This is a genomic window from Achromobacter sp. UBA4530, from assembly GCF_002388205.1.
In the GTDB taxonomy this organism is placed as follows: Bacteria; Pseudomonadota; Gammaproteobacteria; order Burkholderiales; family Burkholderiaceae_B; genus Achromobacter; species Achromobacter animicus.
The window spans coordinates 1-12,270 of record NZ_DGMA01000044.1 but is presented as its reverse complement, the minus strand read 5'-3'; the positions used below and the strand labels follow the sequence as shown (position 1 = coordinate 12,270).

At 64.1% G+C, this 12,270-nt stretch carries 12 protein-coding genes; 8 read left to right on the top strand and 4 right to left on the bottom strand.

Going from position 1 to position 12,270, the window contains the following annotated elements; all coding sequences use genetic code 11:
• The first annotated feature begins 135 nt into the window (after positions 1–135).
• The 4 genes from B2W22_RS25475 (at position 136) to B2W22_RS25460 (ending at position 2,811) form a co-directional block, all read left to right on the top strand.
• On the top strand, positions 136–1,479 hold the full coding sequence (locus B2W22_RS25475; RefSeq protein WP_175126010.1) for a methyl-accepting chemotaxis protein: 1,344 nt from the start codon (positions 136–138) through the stop codon (positions 1,477–1,479).
• Positions 1,480–1,585: 106 nt separating this feature from the next.
• Positions 1,586–1,810 (top strand): DUF1653 domain-containing protein, encoded by a 225-nt coding sequence (locus tag B2W22_RS25470; protein WP_056570982.1) that lies wholly within the window; start codon positions 1,586–1,588, stop codon positions 1,808–1,810.
• Positions 1,811–1,814: 4 nt separating this feature from the next.
• Positions 1,815–2,426, top strand: coding sequence for a 3'-5' exonuclease (locus B2W22_RS25465; RefSeq protein WP_175126011.1), 612 nt, complete (start codon positions 1,815–1,817; stop codon positions 2,424–2,426).
• Between the two features lie 28 nt (positions 2,427–2,454).
• Positions 2,455–2,811 (top strand): nucleotide pyrophosphohydrolase, encoded by a 357-nt coding sequence (locus tag B2W22_RS25460; protein ID WP_175126012.1) that lies wholly within the window; start codon positions 2,455–2,457, stop codon positions 2,809–2,811.
• 38 nt (positions 2,812–2,849) lie between these two features.
• Here B2W22_RS25460 and B2W22_RS25455 read toward each other — a convergent pair whose 3' ends face one another.
• Positions 2,850–3,140, bottom strand: a complete 291-nt coding sequence (locus B2W22_RS25455) for an antibiotic biosynthesis monooxygenase family protein (RefSeq protein ID WP_056570634.1) — start codon at positions 3,138–3,140, stop codon at positions 2,850–2,852.
• Between the two features lie 155 nt (positions 3,141–3,295).
• Between B2W22_RS25455 and B2W22_RS25450 the strand changes: the two genes are divergently transcribed.
• From B2W22_RS25450 to B2W22_RS25440, 3 genes are all read left to right on the top strand, one after another.
• On the top strand, positions 3,296–3,613 hold the full coding sequence (locus B2W22_RS25450; protein ID WP_286940053.1) for a hypothetical protein: 318 nt from the start codon (positions 3,296–3,298) through the stop codon (positions 3,611–3,613).
• A gap of 337 nt (positions 3,614–3,950) precedes the next feature.
• A complete protein-coding gene (locus tag B2W22_RS25445; RefSeq protein ID WP_175126015.1) occupies positions 3,951–4,427 on the top strand; it encodes a hypothetical protein in 477 nt (158 codons plus the stop codon).
• Positions 4,428–4,471: 44 nt separating this feature from the next.
• The gene (locus B2W22_RS25440; protein ID WP_175126016.1) at positions 4,472–5,164 is read left to right on the top strand and encodes a hypothetical protein; all 693 of its coding nucleotides are present in this window, start codon (positions 4,472–4,474) and stop codon (positions 5,162–5,164) included.
• Between the two features lie 22 nt (positions 5,165–5,186).
• Here the strand turns inward: B2W22_RS25440 and B2W22_RS25435 are convergent, their stop codons facing one another.
• A complete protein-coding gene (locus B2W22_RS25435; RefSeq protein ID WP_286940050.1) occupies positions 5,187–7,601 on the bottom strand; it encodes a DUF3772 domain-containing protein in 2,415 nt (804 codons plus the stop codon).
• A 227-nt stretch (positions 7,602–7,828) separates the two neighbouring features.
• Positions 7,829–8,755 (bottom strand): LysR family transcriptional regulator, encoded by a 927-nt coding sequence (locus B2W22_RS25430; RefSeq protein ID WP_286940049.1) that lies wholly within the window; start codon positions 8,753–8,755, stop codon positions 7,829–7,831.
• Between the two features lie 247 nt (positions 8,756–9,002).
• On the opposite strand from B2W22_RS25430, the gene B2W22_RS25425 reads away from it, so the two are divergent.
• Positions 9,003–10,520 (top strand): acetyl-CoA hydrolase/transferase family protein, encoded by a 1,518-nt coding sequence (locus B2W22_RS25425; protein WP_175186598.1) that lies wholly within the window; start codon positions 9,003–9,005, stop codon positions 10,518–10,520.
• 154 nt (positions 10,521–10,674) lie between these two features.
• Here B2W22_RS25425 and B2W22_RS25420 read toward each other — a convergent pair whose 3' ends face one another.
• Positions 10,675–11,598 (bottom strand): LysR substrate-binding domain-containing protein, encoded by a 924-nt coding sequence (locus B2W22_RS25420; protein ID WP_175126023.1) that lies wholly within the window; start codon positions 11,596–11,598, stop codon positions 10,675–10,677.
• Positions 11,599–12,270 lie beyond the last annotated feature (672 nt).

Below are 12,270 nucleotides of genomic sequence, written 5' to 3'. Positions count from 1 at the left end.
CGCTTTGAATTCTTTTTAAAAGGGACATTCAGAAATACATCGGGCCATGATAATTTCTGGGATTAAGTAGTTTCCATTAGATACATAAAAATTACGTGTACCAGGCACGCCGGCAAACACACCCTGGAGGTTTCCATGCTTTGGCATACTCTTGGCCGCTTCATCCGTGGATATCGCAGTACCGATAAAAACGACCTGCTGGGACAGATCGACGCCATTCACAAATCCCAGGCGGTCATTGAGTTTGATCTGAACGGCCACATCTTGATGGCCAATCAGAACTTCCTGGACACCACGGGCTATTCGCTCGAAGAAATCCAGGGGCGTCACCACCGCATGTTCATCGATCCCGATGAACGCGGGTCGCCGCAATATGCAGCCTTTTGGGAAAGGCTGGGACAGGGCGCACATGATTCCGGCCGTTATCGGCGGATTCGCAAAGATGGCTCGGACGTCTGGCTGCAGGCGTCGTACAACCCCATCTTTGACAAGCGCGGACGGCCGGTGAAGGTGATCAAGTACGCCACCGACATAACCGATCAGCAAAATCGCCAGGCAGATTCCGAAGGGCAGCTCGCGGCGATTTCCAAGGTCCAGGCGATCATCGAGTTCAATCTCGACGGCACCATCCTGCGTGCCAACGACCTGTTTCTCGGTGCGGTGGGGTATCGCGCCGACGAGGTGCTGGGCCGGCATCACAGCCTCTTTGTCCCGCCCGAAGAAGCCCGAAGCACGGCGTACAAGGATTTCTGGCGCCGGCTGCGCAATGGCGAGCACGACACCGGCCAGTACATGCGCTTGGGCAAGGGCGGACGCCAGGTCTGGATCGAAGCCAGCTACAACCCCATTCTCGATGCGCAGGGCCGGCCATTCAAGGTGGTGAAGTTCGCTACCGACATCACCAAGCGCTTTACCGCCGCGCAGACGCTGCAAGTGGCCGTCCAGGGCCTGACCGAAAACGCCGAACGCGCGCGACAGGCCAACAGCCTCGCCCAGGACGCCAGCCGCATCGCTGAAACGGGCGGCGATACGATGCGCGACGTGGTGACGACCATGGAAGCCATCACGGGCAGTTCGCGCCGCATTTCCGAGATCATCGGGGTCATGGACGGCATTGCATTCCAGACCAACATCCTTGCGCTGAACGCGGCCGTCGAGGCCGCGCGCGCCGGCGAGCACGGCAGGGGCTTCGCGGTCGTGGCATCAGAGGTCCGCAATCTGGCGCAAAGCAGCGCGGCGGCCGCGAAGGAAATCAAGGCGCTCATTACGACCTCCGTGGCGCAGGTCGAAGGCGGCGCGGTGCAGGTCCAGTCCGCCGGCGGCACGATGGAGGGGATCGTCGCGTCGTCTCGCCGCGTGACCGAAATCATGGCCCAAGTCGTTGAAGTGTCGCTGGCGCAATCGGACAAGCTGGCCGGCGTGACCGAAGATCTCACCGATACCCACGCCGAACCCACAAGACGATTGCGCGCCGCCTAGCGAGCGGGGCATCTGCGCGCGAGTGCGCTATAAAGACGGCATTGCCGATCATCTGTGGCCCGCGCGGGCAATTTCCGCCGCGGGCCATGCCTTTTGCCCGATGTCCATGACTGAATCCGAAGCCCTCGCGCTTGCCACGCACCGCCACTACAAGGGTGGCCTTTACCGCTACATAGGCACTGCCCGCCATTCCGAAACCGAAGAGTCCATGGTGGTGTACGAACACCTCTGGCCGCACGCGCGCGGGCTGTGGGTGCGCCCGGCCGATCTGTTCTTCGGGCAGCTTGCCGACGGTTCGGCCCGGTTCGCCGCCCTGCATCCGGCGGAGTAAGCGCGTGACGTATTTCTATCGGCGCACGCGTGCGGCCAGCGCATCGCCGGCCCGTCCCACGGCGCGTGCGCAAGCGGCCTTGACGCACGCGCTTGAAGCGTTGGGCCGCCCCTTCATCGTGGCCGACCTGGAAACGACCGGCCTGTCCACCGCAAGCTGCGAAATTCTTGAATTTGCGGCGGTCAGAGTGGGCGAGGGCGGGGCGGTCGTCAACGAATACACGCAGGTCGTTCGCACTTGCGGCCGTGTCCCTTCCTTCATATCCCGTCTTACCGGCATTACGCAGGCTGAAGTCGATCGCGACGGCATTCCCGTCGCGCAGGCCTTCTCGTCGTTCCTGGATTTTGTCGAGGATCTGCCGGTGTTCTTCCATAACGCCTCGTTCGACCGGCGCTTCCTGAGCGCGGCCGCTGACCAGACGGGGCTGCCTTTTTCGAACGCCACGCACTGCACGTTGGCATTGGCGCGCCGCGCGTGGCCGGAGTTGCCGTCGCACAAGCTCGACATCCTGGCGCGGCACGTCGGCGCCTCGCAGCCGACCCACCGTGCGTTGGCAGACGTGCGGACGACGGTCGCGGTCGCGCTTGCAGCCAGCGCTCGGCTGGCCTGCGCGTAAACGAGGCGCCATTTCTTTGGGAGTTCCCATGTCAGACCTGGAAGCAATCCGCCTCGCCGTGCGCCAGTTCACGGCTGAACGCGAATGGCAGCAATTCCATTCGCCCAAGAATCTGGCGATGGCGCTGGCGGGGGAAACGGGCGAACTCGTCTCGTTGTTCCAGTGGCTGGATGAAGACGAGTCGCGCAATCTGCCGGCCGCCCGGCTTGCGGACGCCGCGGACGAGATCGCCGACGTGCAGATGTATCTGGTGGCCCTGGCGGATCAGCTTGGCATTGATATCGCGCAGGCGGTTGCCGGCAAGATGGTGAAGAACGCCAACAAGTATCCCGCCGATGCGTTCCGGCGCAGCGCTCGCAAATACAACGAGCCCCCGGAAGAATAAGCGCCGGTCCGCGCAGCCGCTGGACCGGCGCCGAAAGTTCAAATCACTTTTTGCTCGTGGTGCACTTGGGGCGGCTCAACGAAAAAGCCGCCGACCAGCTTGCGCCATTCCTGGAAGTCGGCCGATTCCCGGAAATCCACCATGTGGTTTTCGACCGTTTCCCAATCCACCACCAGCGTGTAGCGCTGCGGCTGCTCGATGCTGCGGTACAGTTCCATGCCATGGCAGCCCTTGGCGCGCAGAAAAAGCGGCTTCGCCTGGGTAACACCGGCTTCAAACAGCGCTTCCTGTCCTTCGCGGACGTGGATGCTGGCAATCTCCTGAATCATGGCTTGGTCTCCGATTGATGGGGGTAGGCAAGGCGGGAGTAGTATGGCCGAAAACCTCGATTCCAGCCCGCTTCATGAATTACCGAGCCGTCACATTGACTCGTCTCATTTCCGTCCGCCTACTCTGGTATGTCGCCGTCGGCATCATTGCTCTGATGTCCCTGTACCTGCATACGCAATTCGGCGTTGTGGTGCTGCTGTCTGCCATCGCCATCTACATTCCTTTGTCGATGCTTGGATTGCCGCTCGTTGCGTGGCTATGCCTGTCGCGCCGCACAAGCGGCGTTGCGGCCGGGCTGCCGCCCGCCTGGCCCGCGTATCTTGCGGGCGTTACCGGCATTGTCCTGCTGGGCAGCTATCAGGTGCTTGCCAATCTGTACGTGGCCGAATGCGGCTTCCTGCTTGTGCTGGTGGCCGTGGACCTGATGCTGGCGCGACGCGAGACCGGCTGGCTGCTACGCCTGGCGCGTTAGATATCACGCGTGAGCCTCACGCGCGCGGCCCCATCCTTTGAGTTGAAACCCACCCGCAAGCGGGGCTTGACGGACGCATTGCGTCATCCATACGCATGGCCGCGCGAAGCCGGTATCTCCGCTTTCAGGTTTGTGTAATTCGCGAGTCCATCCTCCAGATAGACCCGGTCGTTCGTTTAACCGATACCGGCCTGCCTAGGACGGCGCAATCATTCCGTACCAATACGAAAGTCCCACGCCCTGCGAATGCAAGGGCGCAGTTCCTGGGTAGTAACGGTCCGCGCCGGTCGGTCTCCGGCACCTGTGCATCCGTGCAGACGGATCAGGAGGAGCTCAAATGAAAAAGCTCGCAGCAGTCGCCGCGTTGTCATTGTTTGCCGCATCGGCTTACGCCACTGGCCCGGGCCAGGTCGGCGGTTCGGTGACCGGTCACGCCGGCGCCATCAACGGTACCGCTTCGTCCATCTCCACCGGCAGTTCGGTGGTGGCCACCCAGGTGAACGGCTACGGCTCGTCGAGCCAGACGTCGTTCGGCAGCACGGGCGGCATCGCGGAAGTCGGCGGATCGTTCAGCCGCGACGGCACGCAAGTCGTCACCAGCACGCGGCAGTACGCCAATAGCGAGTCGTACGGACATGTGACGGGCAACGCCCCAATCATGGTCGGCGACAGCATCGCCAACGGCGGCGCAACGTTCGGCAAGACGGATACGAGCGCCTCGGCGACGGGCTCGTTCCACGCGGCAAATATCGGCGCGTTCGGGTCGATACACGGCGTCGGCCCGGTGGGCCATGTCGTTGGGTTCAATCGCTGACCCAATTATCCGGACGGCTTCGGCCGTCCGGGCGAGGGGACATCATGAAGAGCATCGTTCTAGCCATCTCCCTGTCGCTCGCCGCCATGTCGGCGGGGGCGCAGACCAGCACGTCCAGTTCCACGACGTCGGCATCGTCCGGGTCGACCAACGCGGGCAACAACCAGGGCATCACACTCAACTCAAGCAACAGCGGGACCAGCACGTTGCGCAGCGCACCGCCGGTTGGCGGCCAGAGCTTCTACGGCTCGTTCTCGTCGGACAGCTGCATGGTGTCAGCGGGCGGCGGCGGGTCCGTGGTGGGTTTCGGGATGAACGTCGCGATTCCGATCGAGGACCAGAAATGCAGTCTGCGCCGCAACTTCGAGCGCACGATGCAGGCTGCGGCATCGACCAAGGACGCGGATCGCTCGCGGCGTCTGGAAACCGCGGCCATCGATATCCTGTGCCAGACCGACGATCGCACCAAGGCGGCGCTGGTGGCGCAGGGGCTCTGCACCAATCCTGCGCTGACGACGGCGGACCATCGGTTCGACAGCGGCGCCGTGGCGCAGGTCGCGCCGCAGACGCCCGTCCAGACTGCAGCCACGGCGCCCGCGCTGCCGCAGGCGGCGGCAACGCCGATGGTGCAGGGCTATCCGGTTCTGTCAGCCCGCAGCGCCGCGTTCACCGCGCCGCCACTGCGCAACCCTCGCGTGGAGCGGCAACAGTTCGCCGACCTGTACTCTCCCGGCTGAAGCGGCCTGTGCATGACGGCAATCAGGGCGTGGCGGGCGGCGGGACCGCGACGGGCGCGGGCGCCTGCGCGGGTTCCGGCGCCGACGCGAGCAGCATGGTCGGCGGGGACGACACTTCAAGCTTGGCCTCGTCCAGGCGCTTGAGCACGGTGAACAGCAGCGCGCTGCGCACGCCGTACGCGGCACGCGGCGACGACACATAGCCCCTAGCATTGAAGATCAGGTGGCCTGCGTCGATACCGTCCAGGAAGACGTTGGGCGCCGGCGACTCCAGCACGTCTTCGTGATCCGCCAACGCCTGCAGCATCAGTTCACGCACCTGCTCGGCATCCGTCGACAACGGCATGGGCAGCTTGATCTGCACCAGGCCAAGCGGATTGGACCGCGTCACGTTGCGCACCGTTTTCGTCACGAATTCGGAGTTGGGCACGATCACCGTCGACCGGTCTCCCATCTGGATCTCGGTGGCGCGCACATTGATGCGCAGGATGTCGCCTTCGACGCCGCCCAGCGAAACCCAGTCGCCCACCTTCACCGGCCGCTCGGCCAGCAAAATCAGGCCCGACACGAAGTTCTGCACCACCGCCTGAAGGCCAAAACCGATACCCACCGACAGCGCGCTCGCGATCCACGCGACCCGCTCCAGTCCGATTCCCGCGGCCGACAGCGACAACGCCACGGCCAGCACGAAGCCGCCGTACCCAAACAGCGTCGCGGCCGACAACTGCATGCCCGGGTCCAGCTCCGTGGTGGGCAGATAGCGGTTGGATAGCCAGCGCTTGAGCATCTTCACGCCCAGCAGCGACAGCGCCAGCACGATCAACGCCTGCAGCACCGCGCCGGGCCGGATCTGCGCCTCGCCGATGGCCAGGCCCTTGCGGAGCTGGTCAAAGCGCTGCACCAGGTCCATCGGCGCTTCGCCGAACGGCGCCAACACCAGAATGATGGCAAGCAGCGCGATGGCCACGCGACCCAGTCCGGACAGCAGCACCGCGGCCTGATCGCGCATGCTGGGCCCTTCGCCTTCACCGCCTTCGCGGTGCGCCGTGCCCAACAAGGTGCTGAAACCGTCCTCGACCAGCGTCGAGGCCAGGTAGGCCGACGCCAGCACGATCAGCACCCACAACACCTGCTTGACCAGGAAGCTGCCGAACGCCACGTAGCCGAGCAGCAGGCTGGCGAAGCTGACGATCAGCACCGTCCAGATGGCGGCCAGCATCAGCGAGACCCACAGCGGAATCGGCGCTTCGCTGTCCTGCATGACCTGCCGGCGCAGGCGGCGGCCGATGAACAGCACGGCGGCAAGCAGCGCCATGCTCAGAACGCCCACGATGCCGGTCAGGGTGATGGTCGTGGTCAGGCTGGCGTCCAGCAGGACGGGCAACCGTTCCGCGAGCCAGATCAGGACCACCAGCACGCCCAGCGTGCCGGGAAGCCAGCGCAGCCGGTTCGCCACGATGTCGCTGACCGGCGGCAGGCGCCAGGACGGACGATTGGTGGACAGCAAGGCGTAGCCCATCCCCGACACGAAGCCGCCGAAGCAGACCGTGGCTACCAAGTTGGTCAGGAGCGAATCGGTGCTGTCCGACAGTTGCGATCTCCAGTCCAGGCCGGTCTGGATGAGCAAGGCGATCACGCCAGGCGTGGCGACCGAAAGCGCCACGAGGGCCACCGCCAGAAACGATCGGCGCAGCCGTCCGGGCGGTACTCGGGTTGCCGTGAGCCGCAGCAGATACCGGCCAACCCAGACGCGCAGTGCAATTGCCAGACCGGCAACGACCGTCAGCAGCAGCCAACCCCATTTCGGCGTCTGTCCCACGGCGGTGGACAGGTCATCGCGCAACGCTTCAAGCCGTTCCAGATCCCGGGGAAACTCCTGGCGGAATTCGGCCCAGAACTGGCCCGACAGGAAGGAGTCGCGACGCTCGCCCAAGCGTGCCTGAAACTGCTTGCGCCGCTGGGCTGAAATCTGTTCAGCCGTCTGGCCGGCATCCACTGACAGCAGCCGCGCCAACTTGATCTGCGCGTCCAGCGCGCGGCTGTTCTTTTCCAGCTGGGCGCGCTGCGCCGCCACATCCGGCGCTTCCTTCGCGCCGTCCGGCGGCGTGCCCAGTTCGCTCAGGCGTGCGGTCACGCTGGCCAGTTGCGGCGTCAGCGCTTCAGTTGCGGCGTCTGCCTTGGACTGGATGTCCAGCGCCTCGCCCCGCTGCTTGAGCAGCACGGCGTCGTCCGTTTCGTCGGGGACCCGCTTGCGGATCTCGTCAATCTGCTTGCGGGCCGCACCCAGAACGGCTTCGGTGTCGGCGGGGGCGGCGGGCGGCGCCGCAAAGGCGGGCAGGAAGCAGAAGACCAGCAGCAGCGCAGCAAGCAGCGCCGCCAGGTTGGGCGCGCGGGGTAGGCGGGCGCGAAAGGGCTGAGTGGGCGTGGTGGGGATCATGTTTTTGGGGCGAGTTGCTCGCGTGGAGGCGGCAGCATAACAAGCCGCCGCCTCACCCGTTGCAACAAAAACTGGTGTTGCGTCCCTGTATTTTTAGAGGTGCTAGTTCGTGGGCTTGACCTCGCTAGCGGGCCGGGAAATTGGGGCCGGATTTGGCCGGCCAGATCAGCATGCCGACCGGCCATGACGGCTGTCGCAACGCCTGTTTACCAGCCGAACGTTTGGATTCACTTCAACTGGCGTCCGGACGCCAGTGCAGCCCGCGTGCGAGGCTTGCCCAGCACCGCGTCGCAGACCTGCAACCATGCACGCGCGGCAAACGACAGATAGCCGGACTGCAGCCAGATATGGCCAACCTCCCACTGGATGCCCGACTTCGCAAGCTTCGCGGTACTCAGGCCGCGGGTCTTCATCCGCTGCATCAGCGGTTCGGGCAAGAGGGCCACGCCAAGTCCTGCCGAGGCCATTGCCACCAGAAAATCCCAATGCGCGCTTTGCGCCGCGATGCTGGGCTGCAGACCCGCATCGGCAAACGCCTGCCGCAACCGCCGGGTGATTGCGAAGTCGTCGGTGGGGATCAGCAGCCGCGCCTCGCGCAGTGCGCTCAGCGGGAGCGACGTTTTTCCGGCCCACGGCGCGTCTGGCGGCCCGATCACCCAGATCGGATAGCTGCCAAACGCCTGCGCGGCCAGACCGCCGTCGGGGGCGACAGGCAGGATGGTGGCGCCGACCTCCAGTTCGCCGCTGGCCACCAGGTTTTCCACCGCCTGGCCCGTGCCTTCGCGCAGGGTCAGGTGGATGCCGGGATGCAATTCGCGGAACCGCTTCACAACGGGCGTGAACAGCAGATTGATCATGGGCGGGATACCGACCTCGAGAGACCCGCGTCCCAGCTCCGCGGTCTGGCGCATTTCCTCCGACAGTTGGCGCATCGTCTCCAGCACTTGAAGGCCACGCTGGTACATGACCCGGCCGGTATCGGTAGGGCGGGCGGTGTGCCCGTCGCGGATCAGAAGCGGCGCGCCGGCTTCTTCTTCCAGTTGCCGGATCATCTTGCTGACTGTGGACTGCGTGACGAACAGCGCCTTGGCCGCCTGCGTGAAGCTGGCATGCCTGACGGTTTCCACGAAATACCGCAATGCGCGCACGTCCATGGGAAAGCTGACCCTCCGCGCCGTGCGCGAGAAAAATTCAAATGATGAAAAAAACGACTGGAACGGATGATTTTAAGTCATTACGAGATTTGCCCTCGGCTTCCTATACTGCCGAAAAATCGTCCCGGCGCCCGTATCCACGGCCTTCGGGACTTCGGGAAACGCCGCGTCAGACGGTGCCCGGGCGCTGCAGACCCCAGCCGCTACGCCCGGCCCTAAGCCGCCAGCCTTTGAATTTGGAGACACCATGCCTTTCGACCGGATCCGTAACGCCGACCTGCACGCCAGGATCACTTCAGCCGAGCAGGCCGCTTTACTGGTTCAGGACGGAATGACCGTCGGAATGAGCGGATTCACTCGGGCAGGCGACTGTAAGTCGGTGCCGGCCGCGCTGGCAGCGCGCGCAGAACGCGAACCGCTCGCCATCACGTTGATCACGGGCGCATCACTCGGCCACGACACCGACAAGATGCTGGCGCAGGCCAATGCGCTGGCACGGCGTCTGCCGTTCCAGGTCGACACGACCCTGCGCCGCAAGATCAATCAGGGTGAAATCGCCTTCATCGACCAGCATTTGTCCGAAACCGTGGAGCAGTTGCGGGCGGGCCATCTGGGCCCCATCAACGTGGCCATCATCGAGGCCGCCGCCATCACGGAATCCGGCGCGATCGTGCCGACCATGTCCGTGGGCAACTCCGCGTCGTTCGTGCAGCAGGCCGACAAGATCATTGTGGAACTGAACATGAGCGTGCCTGCCGCCATCGAAGGCCTGCACGATATCTACGTTCCCGGCGACCGTCCCGCCCGACAGCCCATCGGCCTGGTGTCTGCGGACCAGCGCATCGGTCAGACCTGCATCGAGGTCGATCCTGCCCGGATCGCCGCCATCGTCATCACGCAAGAGCCCGACAGCCCCTCCAACGCGCTGCCGCCCGATACCGAGACCAACGCCATTGCAGGTCACATCAACCAATTCCTGCGCGGCGAGGTGGATGCTGGTCGCCTGACCAACGCGCTGCTGCCGTTGCAGGCAGGCATAGGCACCATCGCCAACGCGGTCTTGCACGGGTTCGAGTCGTCTGATTTTGAGAACCTGGTCATGTATTCCGAAGTGCTGCAGGACAGCGCGATCGAGTTGCTCGACCAGGGCAAGCTGGCATTCGCCTCGGCGTCGTCCATCACCGTATCCAAGCCCGTGTACGAGAAGATCCTCGCCAACATGGAGCACTACCGCCAGCGCATCGTGCTGCGTCCGCAAGAAATCAGCAACGCACCCGAGATCGTGCGGCGCCTGGGCATCATCGCCATCAACACGGCGCTGGAATTCGACATCTATGGCAACGTGAACTCCACACACGTTGGCGGCACGCACATGATGAACGGCATCGGCGGCTCAGGCGACTTCGCCCGCAATGCCCATCTTGCCATCTTCGTGTCCAAGTCGATGGCCAAGAACGGCGACATCTCCAGCGTGGTGCCAATGGTGTCCCACGTCGACCACACGGAGCACGACGTTGACGTGCTCGTCACGGAATGCGGTCTGGCTGATCTGCGCGGCCTTGCGCCACGTGAGCGCGCCCGCGCCATCATTCAGAACTGCGTGCATCCGTCGTACCGCGACGCGCTACAAGACTATTTCGATCGTGCTTGCGCCCGTGGCGGCCAGACGCCGCATCTGCTGGAAGAAGCGTTCTCCTGGCACCAGCGGTTCAACGAAACCGACTCGATGCAGCCCGTCGCGGCATCGGCGCGCAAGGCGGCCTGAAGCACGACTACAGATTGACTGCCGCCGTCGCGGCGTCCGCCTGGTCTTTCGAGCGAAGCGAACTCAGGCTTTTTAGGCAATGTCCTGCCGGGCGCCGCGTTTTGGTCAAGGTAAAGCTGCTGCCCGCCGCTTTACCTTTTTTTTCGCCTGCGCTCTAACTTTCGTCCTCGGGCTTGGAGGTCACCAGGGTCTGGCGCGACATTTCCAGTTCGTCGCGCAGCCATTGCTTGAACGCATTCAGCGGCGCCCAATCCCGCAAGCTCGGCCGGTACACCAGGTGGTAGGTCTGCCCCAGTTCGTAATGCACGCGCACGGGCGACACCTGCACTAGCCGCCCCGCACAAAGCGCGTCGGCCGCCAGCAGTTCACGGCCAAGCGTGATGCCCAAACCCTGCTCGGCAGCCTGCAGCATCATCCCCGCATCATTGAACGAAGCCACGGGCGTGACCGGCGTCGGAAAACCGGCCGCCGTGAACCAATGCTGCCAAAGCTCGCGCTCGCCGAGCAAAGGCTGCCGCGCCAGCGTTTCGGGCGAATTGTCGGGCAGGGCCGCCAACGTCTCAGGCGACGCCAGCACGATGAGCGGCAGCGGCACATCAAACAGCGGCTCTGACTCCACCCCGGCCCACGGCCCTTGCCCGATCCGAAGCGCGGCATGGAATCCGTCCCGCGCCAGATCGACCACCTGCTGGGAAGTCTCGATCTCCAATGCCAGTTCCGGATGCCGGGCGCGCCACCGCGCCATGCGCGGCAACAGCCAGCGCTGCGCAAACGATGGCAATACCGACACGCGCAACCGTTGTTCGCGCCCGCTCGCGGCCGCGTTCGCCGTCATCAGCCCTTCGTCGAGCAACGCCATGGCGCCCTGCACGCTGCACAGCAACGCCGCACCGGCCGAGTTCAACACGATGCCACGGCCGCTACGCTCGAAAAGCGGAAAGCCAATTTGCTCTTCAAGCACCTTGATTTGCTGGCTCACGGCGCTGTGCGTCAAGTGCAGCCGCTCAGCGGCGGCGCGCAGATTCTGCAGTTCCGCAACAACGCGAAAAGCGGGGAGGGTATTCAGCGGCAACCGCATGGCAGGCCTATTCAAGAAATATTGGTCATCGTAGCTTACCGAAAGGGCCAAAACAATTCGATTTTCAGCGGGTCTTTGGGCGCTTAAGCTTACCAAAACGAAACAAAAGGAGCCCGTTATGACCGCGCAACCTCTCACACCCACGTCTTCCTTGGTCGGCACGCCCCGCGGACCCCTGCCCACGGCCGGACCTGTCGCGTCCGTAACAATCGCGTCCATCCCCGTCGCACCCATACCTTCGCGTTCTGCAGCCGTCGGCCTATCGCCCGCACTCCCTGCAACGCCTGCCGTGTTGGAGGCCGCGCAAGCACCGGACCGCAGCTTCCTCACGCGCATTTGGCACGCCTATCGCGCTTGGCGCAACACGGCGCGGATGCGCAACATGGCCCAGGACATGGAGCCGCACCTGCTCTGCGACGTGGGCGCACCCCCATGGCTGATCAACGAAGCCAGCGTGAGGCGCGAACTTTCCCGCCTTCGCCACATCGATTACATCCGATGGTAGTCCGGCATGCACCAGCCGCGACGCGCGGAAATCCTGCCCGAAGGCTCGGGGATACGTCCACTTGCGGCGCGTATATATATAGAGCGTCTATATATACAGCGCCAAGGTCGCCTCTCCAGAGAGAGCAACATAATTTGCGACACCCACATGACAGCGCAAAATTCTGT